The sequence below is a fragment of the Pseudomonas sp. Gutcm_11s genome (assembly GCF_028649395.1).
Lineage (GTDB): Bacteria > Pseudomonadota > Gammaproteobacteria > Pseudomonadales > Pseudomonadaceae > Aquipseudomonas.
Window position 1 is genome coordinate 245,014 of the sequence record NZ_JAQSUW010000010.1, and the last position, 19,190, is coordinate 264,203.

Genomic DNA, 19,190 nt, shown 5'->3' on the forward strand with positions numbered 1-19,190 from the left:
GGCTTCGCCGCGCTGGGCAACGGCACCTTCGCCAACGCCGAGAACCTGCTGCTGTCGGGCAGCGTGCTGGGCATCATCGTGGTGCTCAACCGCATCCCGGTGGTGTGGATGCGCAGCTGCGCCATCGTCATCGCCCTGGCCGTGGGCTACGCCCTGGCCGGCTACCTGGGCCGCCTGGACTTCACCGGCATGCACCAGGCCGAGCTGTTCCAGGTGCCGATGCCGCTGCACTTCGGTATCGGCTTCTCCTGGAGCCTGTTCATCCCGATGCTGGTGATCTACCTGGTCACCTCGCTGGAAGCCATCGGCGACATCACCGCCACCAGCAAGATCTCGCGCCAGCCGGTAGAAGGCCCACAGTGGATGCAGCGGATCAAGGGCGGCGTGCTGGTCAACGGCACCAACTCGCTGCTGGCCGGGGTGTTCAACACCTTCCCCAGCTCGGTGTTCGCGCAGAACAACGGCGTCATCCAGCTCACCGGCGTGGCCAGCCGCCATGTCGGCCTGTGGATCGCCGCCATGCTGGTGCTGCTCGGCCTGTTCCCCAGCGTCGCCGGGGTGATCCAGGCTGTGCCGGAGCCGGTGCTCGGCGGTGCGGCCATGGTGATGTTCGGCGCGGTAGCCGCCTCGGGCATCAACATCCTCGCCGGCATCGACCTCGACCGCCGCGCCCTGCTGATCATCGCCGTGAGCCTGGCGCTGGGCCTGGGCGTGTCGCAGGTGCCGGAGTTCCTCGCGCACATGCCGGCGGCGCTGCGCAACGTGCTGGAGTCCGGCGTCGCCACTGGCGGCATCTGCGCCCTGCTGCTGAACTGGTTCCTGCCAGAGACGCCGAAGCAGCCGTAATGGCAGCCACAGGAGGCCGAACTTGCCCGAACAGACGCTGCGCATCGGCCTGATCAGCGACACCCACGGCCTGCTGCGCCCCGAGGCGCTGGCGGCCCTGGCGGGTTGCGATCAGATCCTGCACGCCGGCGATATCGGCAAGCCGGAGATCCTCGACGCGCTGCGCCGGATCGCTCCACTGAGCGTGGTGCGCGGCAACAACGACGAGGGTCTGGACTGGGCCGCCGAACTGCCGCTAGCGCTCGAGCTGCACCTGGGCGGCGTGGGCCTGTACCTGGTGCACGAGCTGGCCCATGTGCCGGCCGAGCTGGCGGCAAGCGTGCAGGTGGTGATCACCGGCCATTCGCACAAACCGCTGATCGAGCAGCGCGACGGGCGCCTGTGGGTCAATCCGGGTAGCGCCGGGCCACGGCGCTTCAAGCTGCCGATCAGCGTCGGCCTGCTGCATATCGACCACGGCGCCGTGCGCGCCGAGCTACTTGAGCTTCAGCTCACCCCGACGTAACGGTCGGCGCGGTGATTGAGCGCCAGCACCAGGTTGAGCATCACCGCGCCGAGCACCGACAGGGCCACCTTGTCCGGCGTCACCACGAAGATCGCCCCCAGCACGATGACCGCATCGATGCCCATCTGCACCGTACCCGCGCGCACGCCGAAGCGTTCCTGAATGAACAGCGCGAGGATGTTCACTCCGCCCAGGCTGGCCCGGTGGCGGAACAGCATGAGCAGCCCCAGGCCCATGGCCGCGCCGCCGAACAGCGCGGCGTACAGCACGTTGAGGTGGGCGAAGGCGACCCAGCCCGGGGTCAGCTCGGCCAGTAGCGACACAAGCAGCACCGCGCAGCCGGTGCGCAGGGTGAAGCCCCAGCCCAGGCGCCAGATGCCGAGCAGGTAGAACGGCAGGTTGACCAGGCAGAACACCAGGCCGAATGGCCAGCCGGCCAGGTACTTGGCGAGGAAGGCGACGCCCACGGTGCCGCCGGTGAGCAGCCCGGCCTGGCCGTAGAAGGCGATGCCCAGTGCCACCAGGGCGGTGCCGAACAGCAGCGCCAGGGCATCCTCCCACAGCGGGTGGCGGACGAAGATGGCGGCAACCGTTTCCGTCTGCGCGGGCTCGGCGGTGTTGTCAGTCATGCGGAAAACCTGTCGAAAGAAGACGCAAGCATAGGGCGCCGCCTTCCGTGGAAAGCGACGTCGATCAATGCCAGTGAAGAAAAGACCTAGCGGCGCTGCCAGGTCTCGAAGCGGTAGGCCGGCGAGCCTTCAGTGGCGAGGTGTTCCTCGCTATCGCTGCGCTGCCAGGCGGCCTCGTCGAAGGCCGGGAACCAGGCATCGCCTTCCGGCTGCAGGGCCACGCGGGTCAGGTACAGGCGCGCGGCCTGGGCCAGGCCCTGTTCGTAAAGCTGGGCGCCGCCGATCAGCATCAGCTCGTCCACACCCTGGGCGCGGGCCCACTCGTCGGCACGCACGATAGCCTGCTCCAGCGAGGCGAACACCTCGGCCCCTTCCAGCTGCAGCCCCGCCTGGCGGCTGACCACCAGATTGAGGCGACCCGGCAGCGGCCGGCCCAGCGAATCCCAGGTCTTGCGGCCCATGATGATCGGCTTGCCGAGCGTCTTGGCCTTGAAGTGCTTGAGGTCCGCCGGCAGGTGCCAGGGCAGTTGATTGTCGCGGCCGATCACGCGGTTTTCCGCGAGGGCGGCGATCAGGCAGAGGGGCAGGGTCTGGTTCATGGCCGCGAGGATACCAGAGGCCCCGGTGTGAAGCAGCGCGCAGCATGGCCGGCGGTCATCGTCCTGCCATGACATGTTCGGTAAACGGTCATCGCGGGCGGTCAGGGTGGAAGCGCTGTTACCCTCTCCCCACCCCGCAAGGAGCGTTGCCATGCAGATCCAATCCCTGCGGCATTGGCTGGTCGCCGCCAGCCTGACGTTGCCCCTGTTCGCCCACGCCGGCGATGCCGCGCCCACCGCCCGCGCCGAGCCCACGCCACTGGTGATCGGCCATCGCGGCGCCAGCGGCTATGTGCCGGAACACACCCTGGCCTCCTACGCCCTGGCCGTGCTGCAGGGCGCCGACTACATCGAGCCGGACCTGGTGATGACCCGCGACGGCCAGTTGGTGGCGCGCCACGACAACGAGCTGGGGCTGACCACCAACGTCGCCGCCCGCGCCGAATTCGCCGAGCGCAAGCGCACCCAGACGGTCGACGGCATCAGCCTCACCGGTTGGTTCAGCGAGGACTTCACCCTGGCCGAGCTGAAGAGCCTGCACGCCATCGAGCGCATTCCCGCCATCCGCCCCGGCAACGCGCGCCTGGACGGCGCCTTCGCCGTGCCGACCCTGCAGGAGATCATCGACCTGGTGAAGACCCTGGAGCGCAGCGAGAAACGGCGCATCGGCCTGTACATCGAAACCAAACATCCCACCCACTTCCAGCAGCTCGGCCTGGCCATGGAAGGCCCGCTGCTGCGCACCCTGGCGCGCAACGGCTACCAGGACAAACGCGACCCGGTGTACATCCAGTCGTTCGAGGTCGACAACCTGCGGCAGATGGCGCAGCGCAGCCGCCTGCGCCTGGTCCAGCTGTACGGCAGCGGCCAGCCCTACGACCAGCAGGCACAGGGCTCCAGCCTGACCTACGCGCAGATGGCCACGGCCGAGGGCCTGCGCCGCGTCGCCCGCTACGCCGCCGGCGTCGGCCCGGAGAAGAGCTACGTGATCCCGCGCGACGCCGCCGGCAACCTGGGCCAGCCGACCCGCTTCGTCGCCGACGCCCACGCCGCCGGGCTCAAGGTGCATCCCTACACCTTCCGCGCCGAGAACGCCTTCCTGCCAACCAGCCTGCGCAGCAGCGAACGCCCTGAGCAACGCGGCGACAGCGCGGCGGAGATGCGCGCCTACCTGGAGGCCGGCATCGACGGGCTGTTCACCGACCAGCCGGACATCGCCGTGCGCCTGCGCGGGCAACGCTGAGGCGGCAATGGGCGCCGCCGTGTCGCGGCGCCGGTTGTTGTGCGGTTATGCTGCGGCCTCATTCCGGTGAAAGAGACGCCGCGTGAGCGAAGCCCGATCGAACCACCTGCAATGCCTCTGGCTGTGCGAAGCCATCCGCCTGCGCGAGGAGCACGCCGGCCCGCTGGAGGACGCCGAAGCCAACCGCCTGGCACGCCAGGCCGGTAGCGACCTGGCTACGCGCATCCAGGCCCGCGCCCTGTTCCTCGCCGGCCGCGACGGCCAGAGCCGTGCCCTGCGCCACTGGCTGCAGGGCGCACGCCTGGCCCTCCTGGCGCTGAGCCTGCTGGCCCTGCTCAGCGGCGCCGGCCTGGCCTTCGCCGCGCTGGGCGACGGTTCGCGCCCGGTCAACGTGTTCTGGGCCCTGGGCAGCCTGCTCGGCCTGCATCTGCTGACCCTGTTCGGCTGGCTGCTCGGCCTGCTCCTGGCCGGCGAGCACCAGGCCGCGCTCGGCCGCCTGTGGCTCTGGCTCAGCGAGAAGCTGGCACGCGACGCCGCGGCCGCCCAGCTCGGCCCGGCGCTGGTCCTGCTGCTGCAACGCCGCCGACTCAACCGCTGGCTGCTCGGCGCCCTGGTCCACGGCCTGTGGCTGCTGGCGCTGGGCTGCGCGGCAGTGATGCTACTGCTCCTGCTCAGCACCCGGCGCTATGGCTTCGTCTGGGAGACCACGCTGCTCTCCAGCGATGCCTTCGTCGCCCTCACCCACCTGCTCGGCGGCCTGCCCGCCCTGCTCGGCTTCCCCCTGCCGGACGTCGACACCATCCGCGCCAGCGGCAACACCGCGCTGACAGACGAAGCCGCCCGCCACGCCTGGGCCGGCTGGCTGCTCGGCGTGCTGCTGGTGTTCGGCCTGCTGCCGCGCGCCCTGTGCCTGCTGCTGTGCCTGTGGCGCTGGCAGCACGGCCACGGGCGCCTGAGCCTCGACCTCAGCCTGCCGGCCTATCGCCTGCTGGCCGAACACCTGCAGCCGCCGGCCGAGCGCCTGGGCGTGATCGACCCGGCTCCGGCCGCGCTGCCCGAGACCCAGGCCGGTGCCGCCGTGCAGGCCAGCGCCGGCGCCCTGCTGGTGGCGGTGGAACTGGACGACAGCCGCCCCTGGCCGCCACCGCTGGGCAAGGGCGTGGCCGATGCCGGCGTGCTCGACAGCCGTGAACAGCGCCGCCATCTGCTCGACCAGCTGACCCGTTTCCCGCCGGCGCGCCTGGTGGTGGCCGTCGACCCGCGCCGCTCGCCGGACCGCGGCACCCTGGCGCTGCTCGGCGAGCTGTCGCGCACGGCCGCCGCCACACGCGTCTGGCTGCTGACGCCACCGCCGGGCGAGGCCCTCGACAGCCAGCGCCTGGGCGACTGGCACGAGGCCCTGCAACGCCTCGGCCTGGCCTTCGCCGATACCTCGCCCCTGGGCTGGCTGGAGAGCGGCCATGACTAAGCCATTGCGCCTGGCCGTGGTCGGCCACACCAACGTCGGCAAGACCTCGCTGCTGCGCACCCTGCTGCGCGACGCCGGCTTCGGCGAGGTTTCGCACCGGCCCAGCACCACCCGTCACGTCGAGGGCGCGCGCCTGTCGGTGAACGGCGAGGCGCTGCTGGAGCTGTACGACACCCCCGGCCTGGAAGACGCCATCGCCCTGCTCGACTACCTGGAGCGCCTCGACCGACCGGGCGAGCGCCTGGACGGCCCGGCACGCACGCTGCGCTTCCTCGACGGCGCCGAGGCGCGTCAGCGCTTCGAGCAGGAGGCCAAGGTGCTGCGCCAGCTGATGGCCAGCGACGCCGGCCTGTACGTGATCGACGCCCGCGAGCCGGTGCTGGCCAAGTACAAGGACGAGCTGGCGGTGCTGGCCGGTTGCGGCAAGCCGCTGCTGCCGATCCTCAATTTCAGCGCCAGCGAACGCCAGCGCGAGAATGAATGGCGCGAGGCCCTGGCCCGTCTCGGCCTGCATGCGCTGGTGCGCTTCGACACTGTGGCGCCGCCGCTGGACGGCGAACGGCGCCTGTACGAGAGCCTGGCCCTGCTGATCGAGGCCGCCCGGCCGCAGCTGGACCGGCTGATCGCCGACCACGAGGCCCAGGCCGAGACACGGCGGCAGGCGGGCGCCAGGCTGATCGCCGAGCTGCTGGTGGACTGCGCCGCCTGCCGCCGCAGCGTGGCCGCCCAGCCACAGATCGAACAGGGCGAGATCGCCGCGCTGCACCAGGCCGTGCGCCAGCGCGAGCAGCAGTGCGTCGAGGCCCTGCTGCGCCTGTATGCCTTCCGCACCGGCGATGCCCAGGCCGGCGAGCTGCCACTGACCGACGGGCGCTGGGGCGACGACCTGTTCAACCCCGAGACCCTGCGCCAACTCGGCGTCAAGGTCGGTGGCGGCATGGCTGCCGGGGCTGCCGCCGGCGCCGGCGTCGACCTGCTGGTCGGCGGTCTCACCCTCGGCGCCGCCGCGCTGCTCGGCGCACTGGCCGGCGGCGGCCTGCAGACCGCGCGCAACTATGGCGGGCGCCTGCTCGGCAAGCTCAAGGGCCAGCGCGAACTGAGCGTGGACGACAACGTGCTGCGCCTGCTCGCCCTGCGCCAGCGCCAACTGCTGGCCGCCCTGCTCGCCCGCGGCCATGCGGCGACCGGCACCATCCAGCTCGACACCCCGCGTGACGACAGCTGGCGCGAGCGCAAGCTGCCCGAGGCGCTACACCGCGCCCGCGCCCATCCGGAATGGTCGTCGCTCAACCCCGGCGCGCGCCTGGACCAGGCCGAACGCCGCGAGCAGGTGGAACGCCTGGGCGAGGAGCTGGGCGGCAACTGAGGCGTCGCCAGCGGCAGCCGCTTGCCGCCGGCTTCCCCCTGCAGCCCCTGGCGCCGCTCGCCTGGCCAGCCGCAAGCCGCTGATCCACAAGCCATTGCAGAAAAGACAGGCGACCTGGCATCGGCCTTGCTCCTGGCACAGTCCGCGCTCATGCGGATCCAGGAGGAGCCATGAACAGCATCAGCGGCATCGGTGGGCAGTACTCGCTGTCCGCCACCGGCCTGCGCAGCAAAGAGGACTTTCGCGAAGAGGAACAGTTGGCGCTCACCCCGCCCGTCGCACCGACCCCCAGCTTCAAGGCCGACGCCGGCTACGACCACCAGTCGGAGCAGGCCTACGAGGAATCCTTCGCCAAGCTGCGCATCAACCTGCAGAACCGCGCCGAGGCCGATGGCATCGAGAGCAGCGTCAGCCAGGGCAAGCTCAGCGAGAGCCTCGGCGACGAGGACCCGGCCGTCAAAGCCTTCCGCGAGTACATGGCTATGACCCCGGCCGAGAAGATGCGCGACGCCATCCTCAAGGAGATGGGCCTGACCGAGGAGGAGATCGACGCAATGCCGCCGGAGAAGCAGGAGGCGATCGAGAAGCAGATCGCCGAGCGCATGCAGCAGCGCGCCGAACTACAGGCAGCCAAGGAGCAGGAGGAGAAGTCCAATGGCATCTCTGCCACTGAGGCCACCGCAGAAGAGCAGACGACGCTGTTCTCCTGAGGCCGCCAGCGCCTGATCAGCGCCGGCTGAGACTGGTCCACAGGGTGGCGGCGACGATCAGCAGCCCGCCGATCCACGCCTGCAGGCTCAGCTCCTCGCTCAGCCAGAGTACGGCGAACAGCGCGCCGAACAGCGGCTCGCTGCCCATCAGCAGGCTCACTCGGGTCGGGCTGCTGCGGCTCAGCGCCCAGTTCTGCACGTAGAAGGCGAACAGGGTGGCGAACAGCACCAGGTACAGGCTGCCGACCCAGAATGCCGGTGCGGTCGGCAGTGGCGGCAGACCTTCGGGCAGCAGCAGCGCGCCGAGCAGCAGGCAGCCGAAGCCGATCACCCCGGACTGCACGGCGGTCAGCGCCAGCGGCGGCACCTCGCGGTCGGCGGTGAGGCGGCGGGTCAGGCACACCTGGAAGGCGCGCAGCAGCGCGGCGGCCAGCATCAGGCCGTCGCCCAGGCCGAAGTCGAGATCGACGCCACCGCTGAGCAGCCAGGTGCCGAGCAGCGACAGCGCCACCGCCGGCAGCAGGCGCGCGTCCGGGCGCTGGCCAAGCATCAGCCACTCGACGAAGGGCGTCAGCACCACACACAGGCTGATCAGGAAGGCGGCGTTGCTCGCCGTGGTCAGCTGCACGCCGTAGGTCTCGCAGAGGAAGATCGCCAGCAGGACCAGGCCCAGCGGCAGGCCGGGCGCCCAGGCACGCCGGCCTTCGCCGCGCAGTTGCGGCGCCAGCAGCACGAAGGTGATGCAGAAGCGCACGGCGAGGAAACCCAGCACCGGATAGAACACCAGCGCCTGCTTGGCCACGCCGTAGCTGGTGCCCCACACCAGCGCCACCAGCAGCAGGAGCAGGTCGCTGCCATGCAGCAGGCGGGAACGGTAGGTGGCGGTCAGGCTGGTCATGGCGGCGGCTCACGATGGGAAGGTGGCGATTGTCCATTGCCAACCTCATCGCGATAATCAGGTCATTCCGCACGAGACTCGTTCCCCATGAGCATGAATAACCTGCTGCCGCTGATGGCCAGCTTCGTCCGCGTGGTGGAGTGCGGCAGCTTCTCCGCCGCCGCGCGCCAGCTGCACACCAGCGGCTCGGCGCTGAGCCGCCAGCTGGCTCAACTGGAGGCGGCCCTGGGCCTGCGCCTGCTGGAACGCACCACCAGACGCCTGCGCCTGACCGAGGCCGGCAGCGAGGTGTTCGAGCGCTGCCGGGAGATGCTCGGCGCCGCCGAGGCGGCCGTGGCGGTGGGCGAGCGGCTGATGAGCGATGCCCGTGGCCAGGTGCGCCTGTCGGTGCCCAAGGCCTTCGGCAAGTACCTGGTCGCGCCGTTGATGGCGGATTTCCTGGCCAGGCACCCGGACGTCGACGTCAGCCTCAACCTCAGCGACCGCAGCCCCGACCCGATCGCCGAGGGCTTCGACCTGATCATCCGCATCACCGAGCAACCACCGGAGCAGATGGCCGGACGACCGCTGTGCCAGGTCGAGCACCTGCTGTGCGCCACGCCGCAGTACCTGGCCGACCAGGGCACGCCGCAACACCCGCAGGACCTGGTGCGCCATCGCTGCCTGTACCTGGACGAGCGCGCCGACGACCACCGCTGGCACTTCGCCAAGGACGGCGAGCAGTGCACGGTGGCCGTGCGCGGTCGCTTCGCCAGCAACCACAGCGAAGTACGCCTCAACGGCGCGCTCAATCACCTGGGCATCGCCTGCCTGCCGAGCTTCACCGCGGCCGAGGTGCTGGCCGATGGCAGGCTGGTGCAGGTACTCGGCGACTGGCGCTACACCGGCTACTACCACGGCACGGCCTGGGCGCTGTACCCGTCCAACCGCCACCTGCCGCCCAAGCTGCGCGCGCTGATCGACCACCTGGCGGCCTGGCTGGCCGGCTAGGCGCTCTGCAGCAGGCGCAGGGCCAGCTCTTCCAGCCAGGACAGTTCGGCCGGCGGCCGGCCGGGCACCTTGGCCGCTTCGTCCCAACGGCGCAGGCGCAGGCTGTCGGCAAACAGCGGATCACTTTCGAAGGCATCGGCCTGGTCCTCGCTCATCGGCCCGCCCTGCCAGCTCAGCGTCTGCAGGCTGGCCGGGCTGAGCGCCACCAGATAACCCGGCTCACGCCGACACAGATAGCGCTTGGCCTCGACATGCAGGGCCACCAGGCCACTGAGCCGCGCGGAGAATCCCAGGCCGCGCAGCCAGCGCGCGCCGACCCGCTCGTGGCCCTGGCGACCGAGGCCGGCCATGCTGTTGTGCGCCGCCGGCGGCACGCAGAAGTGGCCGACGTCGTGGCAGAAGGCAGCGAGGATCAGCTCCTCGTCGGCGCCCTCGTCACGTGCCAGCTCGGCGGCCTGGACCATGTGCTCGAGCTGGCTGACCGTCTCGCCGATGTAGTCGGCCTGGGCCTGCTGGCGGCACAGGGCGAACAGCTCGGCCACCGCCAGCGCGGCACTCACGCCGGCAGCGCCACGGGCCAGTCGCCCTCGCCGAGCAGCGCGGCGATGGTGCGCTCGCCCAGGCCGAGGCCGACGCTCATGCCCAGGCCGGTGTGCATCAGCACCGCGGTCACGCCCTCGGCGGCGCGCAGCACGCTGAACGGGCCGGGGCCGCGCGAGCCGTACACGCCCTGCCAGCGCTCCAGCACCTGCAGGCGACCGCCCAGGGTGTGCTCGGCCAGCTCGATCAGCAGCTGGTCGACGTCCTCGGCGTTGAACGGCGCGGCGTCGCTGCCGTAGTCGTGGGAGTCGCCGATGATCAGCTCGCCATAGGGCGTCGGGCTGACCAGCAGGTGGATGCCGTACTGCTCCAGCGCCGGGTAGTCGCGGCGGATCTCGGCCTGGATCGCTGCGGCCTCGGGCAGGTCGGCGAAGGCGCCGTAGTGCACGCAGCTGAGGCCGGTGAGCACGGCGTGCTGCAGGTCCAGCGGGCGCTCCAGGCGCGCGCGCAGCATCTGCAGGCGGCACACGGACGGCTTGAGCGCGGCCATGGGTTCGGCCAGCAGGGTCTGGTAGTCGTGGCCGGAGCAGACCAGGATGTGCCGCGCGGTGAAGCGCCCGGCGGTGGTCAGCGCGCTGCCGGACTCGACATCACGCACCAGGGTGGAGAAATGGAACTCGACGCCGAGGTCGCGCAGGTGGTCGACGATCTGCGGCAGTGCCTCGCGCGAGTACAGCTGCTGGTCGTCCAGCCCGTGCAGGGCGGCGCGGTGGTGGGCGAAGCGGCCGGCGTACAGGTCGTCCAGCGCGGCGCCGCGCAGCAGTTCGACGCGGTAGCCGAGCTCACGCGCGCGGCCGGCGCAGAAGGCTTCGAGCATGGCCTCCTCGGCCTCGGTGCGGGCGAACACCAGCGAGCCCTGCTGCTTCAGCGCCAGGCCCGCGGCCTTGCCCAACTCGGCCCACAGGCCGTGGGCCTGGCGCGCCAGGTCGAGCATCGGCCCCGGCGCCTGGCCGGTGACCAGGGCCTGGCCGAAGTTGCGGATGGAGGCGCCGAGCGGCGTGGCGGTGCGCTCGAAGACCTTGACCTTGAGGCCGCGCTTGGCGCCGGCCCAGGCATGGGCGAGGCCGAGCATGCCGGCACCGACGACCAGCAGGTCGCAGTCGTGCTGACTCATGGGAAACTCCTGAAACGAGAAGGTCGGCCGCCAGTGCGGCCGAACGAAAAACTGTCCCGGTCATGGCCGGGGAAAGCTCAGGCGCCCTCCGCCCATGTGGGCGAAGGGGCCTGCACAGACTTACTGAGCCACCGGTTCGGACTTGCCGTCGTAGCGCTTGCGCCACTCGGCGAGGATCTTGTCGCGGTTCTCCGAGGCCCAGGCGAAGTCGTTCTTGATCAGGCGCTGCTCGTAGTCGGCTGGCAGTTCCTGGAACGGTTCGGCGATGCCCGGCTGGGCCAGTACGGCGAAGTTGGCCTTGTACAGGTCCATGGCCTCGCGGCTTGCGGCGAAGTCGGCGAGCTTCTTGGCTGCTTCCAGCTGGTCGGTGCCTTTGACGATGCCGGTGGCCTCGATCTCCCAGCCCAGGCCTTCCTTGGGCAGCACGATGTCCAGCGGCGCGCCCTTGCGCTTGAGCTGCACGGCCGGGTACTCGAAGGAGATGCCGATCGGGAACTCGCCGGCGGCGGCCAGCTTGCACGGCTTGGAGCCGGAATGGGTGTACTGGCCGATGTTGGCGTGCAGTTTGTCCATGTAGGCCCAGCCGCCGGTTTCGCCGAAGGTCTGCAGCCAGGCGCTGACGTCCAGGTAGCCGGTGCCGGAGGACGCCGGGTTGGGCATGACGATCTTGTCCTTGTACACCGGGTTGGTCAGGTCTTCCCACTTGGTCGGCTTGGGCAGGCCCTGCTTCTCGGCCTCGATGGTGTTGAAGCAGATGGTCGCGGCCCACACGTCCATGCCGACCCAGGCCGGCGGGTTGGCGGCGTCGCGGTAGTTGGCGCCGATCTTGTCCAGGTTGGCCGGGGCGTAGGGCACCAGCATGTCCTGCTGCTTGAGGATGGCCAGGCTGGAGCCGGCCAGGCCCCAGACCACGTCGGCCTGCGGGCGATCCTTCTCGGCCAGCAGCTTGGCGGTGACGATGCCGGTGGAGTCGCGCACCCACTTGATGCTGATGTCCGGGTTCTGCTTCTCGAACGCTTCCTGGTAGGGCTTGAGCTGCTCGACTTCCAGCGCGGTGTAGACGGTCAGCTCGGTGTTGGCCTGGGCCTGCAGGGCGCAGGCGGCGAGCAGGCCGGCGGCCAAAGCGGTGCGTTTGAACATGGTGGAGCTCCTAGTGGTGAGGCTGTTGGCGTTGGTTGTCGGGTTCAGCAGGCTTGCGGGCTCTCGCCACGGGCCAGGCGTGCGTTGATGTGGTCGATGACGGCGGGCAGATCGGCGATGGTGTCGATCAGGTAGTGCGGGCGGCTGCCGGCGAACAGGCCGTCGATGCGCGCACGCTCGGCGGCGCGGCGCTCGGCCGGCAGCGCCTGGTACTCGTCCCAGCTCAGGCCGAGGAAGTTGCCGGAGAAGCGCAGGGCCACGGTCCACATGCCCGCGGCGCGGCCCTCGAGGATGCCCGGCTCGGTGTCGTCGACCTTGACGCAGGCGGCGACGTCGTCGAGGCCCAGGGCGATGACGTTGGCCAGCGCCTGCGCCGGACTCGGCCGGCCCTTGGGCACCTCGTCGGTGGCGACCACGTGATCCGGGCTGTAGCCCTTGGCGGCAGCCAGCTCGACCACCTTGCCCATCACTGCCAGCGGGTAGCCGGAGCAGCTGCCGATGCGCAGGCCGCGCTCGCGCAGGGCGGCGATGGCCTCCAGCGCGCCGGGGATCAGCGCCGAGTGCTCGCCGACCTTGGCGATCTGCAGCGGCATGAAGCGCTCGTAGATGGCGGTGACATCGGCGTCGCTCGGCAGGCGGCCGAAGCGGCGCTGGTAGCGCTCAGCCACAGCCGGCTGATCGCACAGGGTGCGGATGTGGTCCCACTTGCCCATGCCCATCGGCCCGCGTGCCTCCTCCAGGCTCAGCTCGATGTCGAACTGGGCGAAGGCCTCGACGAAAATGCGTGTCGGCGCGAAGGAGCCGAAGTCGACCACGGTGCCGGCCCAGTCGAGGATGGCGGCGCTGAGGCGGGTGGGGGCTTGGTAGTGCATGGCAGTCTCCAGAGGGGATCAGTGGCCGGGCGCCGCGCGCCAGGCCTGGGACCGGCGCAGCAAGCCGCGCGAGGCCCCGGCCAGCAGCAGCGAGACGCCGGCGGAAGTGAGCAGGATCAGGGTGGACATGGCGGCGGCGCCGCCGACGTTGCCGGCGTCGTCCATGTTCAGCACGGCGATGGCGGCCAGCAGGCTGTCCGGGCTGTAGAGGAAGATCACCGCCGACACCGTGGTCATCGCCGAGACGAACAGGTAGCGGACGATGTCGAGCAGCGCCGGCAGGCAGATCGGCAGGGTCACGCGGAAGAAGTGGCGCAGCAGCGGCACCTTGAGCGACAGCGCGGCGGCTTCGAACTCGCCATCGAGCTGGTGCAGGGCGGCGCTGGCGGTCATCTGCGCGGTGGTCAGGAAGTGCGCCACGGTGCAGATCACCAGCAGGGCCAGGCTGCCGTACAGGCCGTGCAGCGGGTTGGCCGGCAGGTTGAAGAAGAAGACGTAGCCGAGACCGAGCACCAGGCCGGGCACTGCCATGGGAATGAAGCAGAGCAGGCGCAGCAGCTGGGTCAGCGGGCTCTGCCGGGTCTTCTCCAGCAGGTAGCTGCCGAGGAAGATCAGCACGCCGCCGAACAGTGCGCAGCAGGTCGCCAGCAGCAGGCTGTTGCGGTAGGCCAGCCAGCCGCCGGGCAGCTCGGAGAAGGCGTAGTTGTGCAGCGACAGCGACAGGTCGTAGGGCCAGAACTTGACCAGCGACGAGTACACCGCCATGCCGAACACGCCGAGCAGGCAGGCGCTGACCAGCAGCACCAGCAGCAGGAAGGCGCCATCGCGGCCACGGCTGGGTTGCGGGTGGTAGACCTGGGCGCGGCCGCCCATGGCGTCGCGCTGGCGGCGACGCAGCCAGAGGTCGACGGTGAAGCTGAACAGTGCCGGCAGCAGGAGGAACAGGCCGATCAGCGCGCCACGGCCGAACTGCTGCTGACCGACCACTGCCTTGTAGGCCTCCAGCGCCAGCACCTGGTAGTCGCCACCCACCACCACCGGCACGCCGAAGTCGGTGACGCACAGGGTGAACACCAGGCAGGCCGCGGCGAACACGCCCTGGCGGCTGCCCGGCCAGGTGATGCTGCGGAACGCGCGCCACCTGGATGCGCCCATGCTCGAGGCGGCGTCGAACAGCCGCGCATCGGCCAGGGCCAGGGCGCTGAGCAGCACCATCAGCGCATGCGGGAAGGTGTAGATGACCTGGCCGAGGACGATGCCCCAGAAGCCGTAGACGTTGTCCGTCAGCAGGTGGCGCAGCACGCCCTGGTTGCCGAACAGGTAGATCAGGGCAATGCCCGGCAGCATCGACGGCGCCAGCAGTGGCAGCAGCGAGATGCCGCGCCACAGGCCCTTGCCCGGCACGCAGGTGCGCTGCAGCGCATAGGCGAAGGCGTAGGCCAGCGGCACCACGATCAGTACCACGGCCAGGGCGCTCTTCAGGCTGTTGCCGAGCAACCAGCGGAAGTTGGCGCTGGCCACCAGCTCACGCGCAGCAAGCAGCCCGCCGCCCTGCCCCGGATCGCCGGCCAGGCCGCGCCAGAGCATGGCCGCCAGCGGCAGCAGCACGGCGAGCAGCAGCAGAACCAGCAGCAGCCACTGGCCGCCACGCACGAACAGGCGGTCGGCCAGATCGGCCGGCCAGCGCCTGGCCGTGGGCAGCGCTTTGAGGATGGCGACCTGCTGCATCAGGCGAACACCTGCAGGCTGCGCGGCGGCAGTGCCACCCAGATCTCGGCGCCGCTCAGGCGCGGCATGGACTCGGGCGCCAGCTCGGCGAGCAGGGCGTGGCCCGGCAGCGCGTCCAGCTCGAAGCTCAGGCGGCAGCGGTTACCGAGGAAGGTGATCTCGCGCATCTGCGCCGGGAACAGGTTGTCCTCGTGCACCGGCGGGTTGATCACCACCGCCTCGGGACGGCAGAACAGGCGGCCACGCTCGACAGGCTGGGCGTTCTGCAGGCGCAGGCTGAGGTCGCCGACGCGGGCGTGCTCGCCGTCGCGCTCGAACGGCAGCCAGTTGCCCTGGCCGACGAACTCGGCGACGAAGGGCGTGGCCGGTGCGCGATAGATGTCCTGGGGCGAGGCGTATTGCTCGACGCGGCCGTGGTTCATCACGGCGATGCGGTCGGCCATCAGCATGGCCTCGTCCTGGTTGTGGGTGACCATCAGGGTGGTGATGCCGAGCTGGCGCTGCAGCGCGCGCAGCTCGCCGCACAGATGCTCGCGCACACGGGCGTCGAGGGCCGACATCGGTTCGTCGAGCAGCAGCAGCGACGGGCTCGGCGCCAGGGCGCGGGCCAGCGCCACGCGCTGCTGCTGGCCACCGGAGAGCTGCGCCGGGTACTTCTGCTCGCTGCCGGCCAGGCCGACCAGCTCGAGCATCTCGTTGACCCGTGCGCGGATCGCCTCGCGGCCCTGGCCGGCCAGGCCGTAGGCGACGTTCTGCGCCACCGTGAGGTTGGGGAACAGCGCGTAGGACTGGAACAGGATGCCGTAGTCGCGCGCCTGCGGCGGCAGCTCGGAGACGTCGCGCCCGGCGAAGCGGATGGCGCCGCCGTCCTGGCGTTCCAGCCCGGCGATGCAGCGCAGCAGGGTGGTCTTGCCGCAGCCGGACGGGCCGAGCAGGCAGACCAGCTCGCCGGCGGCGATGTCCAGCGATACGCCGTCCAGCGCCTTGAAGGCGCCGAAGCCCTTGTGGATGTCGCGCAGCTGCAGGTCGACGGTGGCCATGACAGAACCTCGTGATGAATCGAACGAGGCTCATGCTGCGCGAGCAGTGCTAAAGCTTTATGGCAGTTGGGCAAAAGCCGCCGATAGTGTCATCGGCGGATTTGTGTAGCGGCTTACTCGGCCTGCTCGCGGGCCAGGGCCAGGAAGGCCGCCGGCAGGCGCGCGCTGCGGCGCTCCTTGAGGCAGTAGAGGTATTCCGGGATCAGCGGCGCATCGTCCAGCTCGATCACCCGCAGCTCGGGGTTGTCCGGTACCTCGTGGCGGGCGATCACGCTGACGCCGATGTTGCGCAGCACCGCCTCGCGGATCGACTCGCGGCTGCCGATCTCCAGCAGCGGACCGGGGGCGACACCGGCATCACGCAGCATCTGTTCGGTAAGCAGGCGCGTGGTCGAGCCGGCCTCGCGCATCAGCAGGCAGTGGCCGGCCAGCGCCGAGGCGTGCAGGCGCTTGTGCGCGGCCAGCGGGTGGCTGCTATGCACGGCCAGCACCAGCGGGTCCTGGCCCAGCACCAGGCGGGTAAAGCGCGCGTCCTGCTCCAGCTGGGAGGAGGCGGCGAGGTCGACGCGGTATTCCTCCAGCGCCTCGATCACCTGCTGCGAGTTGCCGATCTCCAGGGTCACCTGGATCTGCGGCAGGCGTTCGCGGAAGCGTTTGACCAGGTCGAGCACGTAGTAGGGCGCGGTGGCGGCGATGCGCAGGCTGCCCTGCAACTGGCCGCAGTTGCGCAGGAAGAACTCGATGTCGGCCTCCTGCTGCAACAGCTGCTGCACCATCGGCAGCAGGCGCGCGCCCTCCTCGCTCAGGGTCAGGCGGCGGCCACCCCGGTAGAACAGCTCGACGCCGTACTGCGCCTCGAGGCTGCGGATCTGCGTGGTGACCGTGGGCTGGCTGAGGCCGAGCTTCTTCGCCGCCTGGGTGATGCTGCCCAGGCGGGCGACCATGTGAAAGGCCTTGAGCTCGGCCGCCAGCATGGCTTACACCGCGACCGGTGCGGCGATGTGCGGGTGGGCCTGGTAGTTCTGCAGCTCGAAGTCCTCGAACTTGAAGGCGAACAGGTCCTTCACCTCGGGGTTGAGCTTCATGGTCGGCAGCGGCAGCGGCTCGCGGGTCAGCTGCAGGTCGGTCTGCTCGATGTGGTTGGCGTACAGGTGGCAGTCGCCGCCGGTCCAGACGAAGTCGCCGGGCTGCAGGTCGCAGACCTGGGCAATCATCAGGGTCAGCAGCGCATAGCTGGCGATGTTGAAGGGCACGCCGAGGAAGATGTCGGCCGAGCGCTGGTACAGCTGGCAGCTCAGGCGGCCGTCGGCGACGTAGAACTGGAACATGGTGTGGCACGGCGGCAGGGCCATCTCGTCGACCAGCGCCGGGTTCCAGGCGGAGACGATCAGGCGGCGCGAGTCCGGGTTCTTCTTGATCATCGCGATCAGCTTGCTGATCTGGTCGATCGACTCGCCGTTCGGCGCCGGCCAGGAGCGCCACTGGTAGCCGTACACCGGGCCGAGGTCGCCGTTCTCGTCGGCCCACTCGTCCCAGATGCGTACGCCGTTGTCCTTCAGGTACTTGATGTTGGTATCGCCCTGGAGGAACCACAGCAGCTCGTGAATGATCGACTTCAGGTGGCACTTCTTGGTGGTCACCAGCGGGAAGCCGTCGGCCAGGTTGAAGCGCATCTGGTGGCCGAACACCGAGTAGGTGCCGGTGCCGGTGCGGTCGCTCTTGAAGGTGCCGGTCTCGCGCACCAGGCGCATCAGGTCGAGGTACTGTTTCATTGCGCGGCTCCTTGAACGGCCTGGCGGCGGTAGGCGTAGATCATAAGGCCGAGGCCACCGAGAATCATCGGCACGCAGAGCACCTGGCCCATGGTCAGCCAGCCGCCGGCGAGGTAGCCGAGCTGGGCGTCTGGCACGCGGACGAATTCGACGATGAAGCGGAAGATGCCGTAGCAGATGGCGAACAGGCCGGACACCGCCATGGTCGGGCGCGGCTTGCGCGAGTAGGCCCAGAGGATGACGAACAGGGCCACGCCCTCGAGGGCGAACTGGTACAGCTGCGACGGGTGACGCGGGTCCGGCCCACCATTGGGGAAGACCATGGCCCAGGGCACGTCGGTGACCTTGCCCCAAAGCTCGGAGTTGATGAAGTTGCCGATGCGCCCGGCGCCCAGGCCGATCGGCACCAGCGGCGCGATGAAGTCCATCAGCTCGAAGAAGCTCTTGCCATTGCGCCGGCCGAACAGCCAGGTGGCCAGCATCACGCCGATCAGGCCGCCGTGGAAGGACATGCCGCCTTCCCAGACGCGGACGATCTTCAGCGGGTCGGCCATGTAGGCGGACAGGTCGTAGAACAGCGCGTAGCCCAGACGGCCGCCGAGGATCACGCCCATGGCCACCCAGAACACCAGGTCGGAGAGCTTCTCCTTGCTCCAGCTGGCGTCGAAGTCCTTCAGCCGGCGGCTGGCGAGGAACCAGGCGCCGCCGATGCCGACCAGGTACATCAGGCCGTACCAGTGGATCTTCAGCGGGCCCAGGGCCAGGGCCACCGGGTCAATCTGCGGGTAAGTCAGCATTGCGACTCCTTAGATCAGGAAGCTGGTGCCCACACAGAGCAGCAGCAGAGCGAACAGTCGTTTCAGTACGGTGGCCGGCAGGCGGTGCGCCAGGCGCGCGCCGATGCGGGCGAAGAACATGCTGGTGATGGCGATGCCGGCCAGCGCCGGCAGGTAGACGAAGCCCAGGCTCCACTGCGGCAGGTGCGCCTCGTTCCAGCCCAGGACCATGAAGCTCAGGGTACTGGCCACGGCAATCGGCAGGCCGCACGCCGAGGAGGTCGCCACCGCCTGCTGCATGGGCACGCTGCGCCAGGTGAGGAACGGCACGGTCAGCGAGCCGCCACCGATGCCGAAGATCGCCGAGGCCCAGCCGATCACCACGCCCGCGCCGGTCAGCCCGGGCTTGCCTGGGACAGCGCGACTGGCCTTGGGTTTCAGACCCAGGCCCATCTGGATGGCGATGATGATGGCGAACACGCCGATGATCTTCTGCAGCAGCGGGCCCTGGATGGCCGCCGCGGTGAGTGAGCCGAGCGCGGCACCGAGCAGGATGCCCAGCGCCATCCAGGCGAATACCGGCCACAGCACAGCACCCTTGCGCTGGTGCTCCAGCACCGAGTTGATCGAGGTGAAGATGATGGTGGCCAGCGAGGTGCCCACGGCCAGGTGGGTCAGCACCGAGGCATCGAAGCCCTGGGCGGTGAAGCTGAACACCAGCACCGGCACGATGATGATGCCGCCACCGACGCCGAACAGCCCGGCCAGCACCCCGGCCGCCGCACCCAACAGCAGATAGAGCAGGAATTCCATGGAGTCCCCCGAAAACGAAGCGGCATGGTAACGGATGGGCACCCTGCCCTCCAGCCGAGGCGATGGACGCCCGCTGCTTTG

Annotated in this window: 20 protein-coding genes; 7 read left to right on the forward strand and 13 right to left on the reverse strand. The window is 69.9% G+C overall.

Annotated features, from left to right (window positions below; genetic code table 11):
- On the forward strand, positions 1 to 846 hold an 846-nt coding region (locus PTT45_RS05795; protein ID WP_273812042.1), incomplete at its 5' end, for a solute carrier family 23 protein.
- Positions 847 to 883: 37 nt separating this feature from the next.
- Entirely contained in the window at positions 884 to 1,351 is a 468-nt protein-coding gene (locus PTT45_RS05800; RefSeq protein ID WP_273812268.1) for a metallophosphoesterase family protein, read from the forward strand.
- Here PTT45_RS05800 and PTT45_RS05805 read toward each other — a convergent pair.
- Both PTT45_RS05805 and PTT45_RS05810 read right to left on the reverse strand, forming a co-directional pair.
- Entirely contained in the window at positions 1,333 to 1,980 is a 648-nt protein-coding gene (locus tag PTT45_RS05805) for a YitT family protein (RefSeq protein WP_273812043.1), read from the reverse strand. The genes PTT45_RS05800 and PTT45_RS05805 overlap by 19 nt on opposite strands.
- 86 nt (positions 1,981 to 2,066) lie before the next feature.
- Positions 2,067 to 2,591, reverse strand: a complete 525-nt coding sequence (locus PTT45_RS05810) for a dihydrofolate reductase (RefSeq protein WP_273812269.1) — start codon at positions 2,589 to 2,591, stop codon at positions 2,067 to 2,069.
- A gap of 139 nt (positions 2,592 to 2,730) precedes the next feature.
- Here PTT45_RS05810 and PTT45_RS05815 point away from each other — a divergent pair, with 139 nt between their 5' ends.
- The 4 genes from PTT45_RS05815 (at position 2,731) to PTT45_RS05830 (ending at position 7,366) form a co-directional block, all read left to right on the forward strand.
- On the forward strand, positions 2,731 to 3,822 hold the full coding sequence (locus tag PTT45_RS05815) for a glycerophosphodiester phosphodiesterase (protein ID WP_273812044.1): 1,092 nt from the start codon (positions 2,731 to 2,733) through the stop codon (positions 3,820 to 3,822).
- Positions 3,823 to 3,904: 82 nt separating this feature from the next.
- Positions 3,905 to 5,290, forward strand: a complete 1,386-nt coding sequence (locus PTT45_RS05820) for a DUF2868 domain-containing protein (RefSeq protein WP_273812046.1) — start codon at positions 3,905 to 3,907, stop codon at positions 5,288 to 5,290.
- A complete protein-coding gene (locus tag PTT45_RS05825; protein WP_273812047.1) occupies positions 5,283 to 6,656 on the forward strand; it encodes a DUF3482 domain-containing protein in 1,374 nt (457 codons plus the stop codon). The genes PTT45_RS05820 and PTT45_RS05825 overlap by 8 nt, the downstream gene beginning before the upstream one ends.
- A 170-nt stretch (positions 6,657 to 6,826) precedes the next feature.
- Positions 6,827 to 7,366, forward strand: a complete 540-nt coding sequence (locus PTT45_RS05830; RefSeq protein ID WP_273812048.1) for a hypothetical protein — start codon at positions 6,827 to 6,829, stop codon at positions 7,364 to 7,366.
- Positions 7,367 to 7,382: 16 nt separating this feature from the next.
- Here the strand turns inward: PTT45_RS05830 and PTT45_RS05835 are convergent, their stop codons facing one another.
- On the reverse strand, positions 7,383 to 8,264 hold the full coding sequence (locus PTT45_RS05835; protein ID WP_273812049.1) for a DMT family transporter: 882 nt from the start codon (positions 8,262 to 8,264) through the stop codon (positions 7,383 to 7,385).
- An 87-nt stretch (positions 8,265 to 8,351) separates the two neighbouring features.
- Here PTT45_RS05835 and PTT45_RS05840 point away from each other — a divergent pair, with 87 nt between their 5' ends.
- The gene (locus PTT45_RS05840) at positions 8,352 to 9,254 is read left to right on the forward strand and encodes a LysR family transcriptional regulator (protein WP_273812050.1); all 903 of its coding nucleotides are present in this window, start codon (positions 8,352 to 8,354) and stop codon (positions 9,252 to 9,254) included.
- On the opposite strand, the gene PTT45_RS05845 is transcribed toward PTT45_RS05840, so the two are convergent.
- The 10 genes from PTT45_RS05845 to PTT45_RS05890 form a co-directional block, all read right to left on the reverse strand.
- Positions 9,251 to 9,814 (reverse strand): HD domain-containing protein, encoded by a 564-nt coding sequence (locus PTT45_RS05845; RefSeq protein WP_273812052.1) that lies wholly within the window; start codon positions 9,812 to 9,814, stop codon positions 9,251 to 9,253. The genes PTT45_RS05840 and PTT45_RS05845 overlap by 4 nt on opposite strands.
- Positions 9,811 to 10,968 (reverse strand): TIGR03364 family FAD-dependent oxidoreductase, encoded by a 1,158-nt coding sequence (locus PTT45_RS05850; RefSeq protein WP_273812053.1) that lies wholly within the window; start codon positions 10,966 to 10,968, stop codon positions 9,811 to 9,813. The genes PTT45_RS05845 and PTT45_RS05850 overlap by 4 nt, the downstream gene beginning before the upstream one ends.
- Before the next feature lie 120 nt (positions 10,969 to 11,088).
- Positions 11,089 to 12,108 (reverse strand): putative 2-aminoethylphosphonate ABC transporter substrate-binding protein, encoded by a 1,020-nt coding sequence (locus PTT45_RS05855; RefSeq protein ID WP_273812055.1) that lies wholly within the window; start codon positions 12,106 to 12,108, stop codon positions 11,089 to 11,091.
- A gap of 44 nt (positions 12,109 to 12,152) precedes the next feature.
- Positions 12,153 to 12,980: a phosphonoacetaldehyde hydrolase gene (gene phnX / locus PTT45_RS05860; protein ID WP_273812056.1), complete on the reverse strand. Its 828-nt coding sequence runs from the start codon at positions 12,978 to 12,980 to the stop codon at positions 12,153 to 12,155.
- A gap of 18 nt (positions 12,981 to 12,998) precedes the next feature.
- Positions 12,999 to 14,708, reverse strand: coding sequence for a putative 2-aminoethylphosphonate ABC transporter permease subunit (locus tag PTT45_RS05865; RefSeq protein ID WP_273812057.1), 1,710 nt, complete (start codon positions 14,706 to 14,708; stop codon positions 12,999 to 13,001).
- On the reverse strand, positions 14,708 to 15,748 hold the full coding sequence (locus PTT45_RS05870; RefSeq protein ID WP_273812058.1) for a putative 2-aminoethylphosphonate ABC transporter ATP-binding protein: 1,041 nt from the start codon (positions 15,746 to 15,748) through the stop codon (positions 14,708 to 14,710). The genes PTT45_RS05865 and PTT45_RS05870 overlap by 1 nt, the downstream gene beginning before the upstream one ends.
- Positions 15,749 to 15,861: 113 nt before the next feature.
- Positions 15,862 to 16,722, reverse strand: a complete 861-nt coding sequence (locus tag PTT45_RS05875) for a LysR family transcriptional regulator (RefSeq protein WP_273812059.1) — start codon at positions 16,720 to 16,722, stop codon at positions 15,862 to 15,864.
- Positions 16,723 to 16,725: 3 nt separating this feature from the next.
- A complete protein-coding gene (locus PTT45_RS05880; protein WP_273812060.1) occupies positions 16,726 to 17,520 on the reverse strand; it encodes a thymidylate synthase in 795 nt (264 codons plus the stop codon).
- Entirely contained in the window at positions 17,517 to 18,317 is an 801-nt protein-coding gene (lgt, locus tag PTT45_RS05885; RefSeq protein WP_273812061.1) for a prolipoprotein diacylglyceryl transferase, read from the reverse strand. Before lgt ends, PTT45_RS05880 begins: the two co-directional genes overlap by 4 nt.
- 9 nt (positions 18,318 to 18,326) lie before the next feature.
- On the reverse strand, positions 18,327 to 19,109 hold the full coding sequence (locus PTT45_RS05890) for a sulfite exporter TauE/SafE family protein (protein WP_273812063.1): 783 nt from the start codon (positions 19,107 to 19,109) through the stop codon (positions 18,327 to 18,329).
- Positions 19,110 to 19,190: the final 81 nt, after the last annotated feature.

What these genes read in the sequence shown, in the direction of transcription:
- PTT45_RS05850 (WP_273812053.1), bottom strand. Translation starts at nt 10,968, where the DNA reads ATGAGTCAGCACGACTGCGACCTGCTGGTCGTCGGTGCCGGCATGCTC.
- PTT45_RS05880 (WP_273812060.1), bottom strand. Translation starts at nt 17,520, where the DNA reads ATGAAACAGTACCTCGACCTGATGCGCCTGGTGCGCGAGACCGGCACC.
- phnX (WP_273812056.1), bottom strand. Translation starts at nt 12,980, where the DNA reads ATGCACTACCAAGCCCCCACCCGCCTCAGCGCCGCCATCCTCGACTGG.
- PTT45_RS05835 (WP_273812049.1), bottom strand. Translation starts at nt 8,264, where the DNA reads ATGACCAGCCTGACCGCCACCTACCGTTCCCGCCTGCTGCATGGCAGC.
- PTT45_RS05830 (WP_273812048.1), top strand. Translation starts at nt 6,827, where the DNA reads ATGAACAGCATCAGCGGCATCGGTGGGCAGTACTCGCTGTCCGCCACC.
- PTT45_RS05865 (WP_273812057.1), bottom strand. Translation starts at nt 14,708, where the DNA reads ATGCAGCAGGTCGCCATCCTCAAAGCGCTGCCCACGGCCAGGCGCTGG.
- lgt (WP_273812061.1), bottom strand. Translation starts at nt 18,317, where the DNA reads ATGCTGACTTACCCGCAGATTGACCCGGTGGCCCTGGCCCTGGGCCCG.
- PTT45_RS05890 (WP_273812063.1), bottom strand. Translation starts at nt 19,109, where the DNA reads ATGGAATTCCTGCTCTATCTGCTGTTGGGTGCGGCGGCCGGGGTGCTG.
- PTT45_RS05875 (WP_273812059.1), bottom strand. Translation starts at nt 16,722, where the DNA reads ATGCTGGCGGCCGAGCTCAAGGCCTTTCACATGGTCGCCCGCCTGGGC.
- PTT45_RS05855 (WP_273812055.1), bottom strand. Translation starts at nt 12,108, where the DNA reads ATGTTCAAACGCACCGCTTTGGCCGCCGGCCTGCTCGCCGCCTGCGCC.
- PTT45_RS05805 (WP_273812043.1), bottom strand. Translation starts at nt 1,980, where the DNA reads ATGACTGACAACACCGCCGAGCCCGCGCAGACGGAAACGGTTGCCGCC.
- PTT45_RS05840 (WP_273812050.1), top strand. Translation starts at nt 8,352, where the DNA reads ATGAGCATGAATAACCTGCTGCCGCTGATGGCCAGCTTCGTCCGCGTG.
- PTT45_RS05870 (WP_273812058.1), bottom strand. Translation starts at nt 15,748, where the DNA reads ATGGCCACCGTCGACCTGCAGCTGCGCGACATCCACAAGGGCTTCGGC.
- PTT45_RS05825 (WP_273812047.1), top strand. Translation starts at nt 5,283, where the DNA reads ATGACTAAGCCATTGCGCCTGGCCGTGGTCGGCCACACCAACGTCGGC.
- PTT45_RS05815 (WP_273812044.1), top strand. Translation starts at nt 2,731, where the DNA reads ATGCAGATCCAATCCCTGCGGCATTGGCTGGTCGCCGCCAGCCTGACG.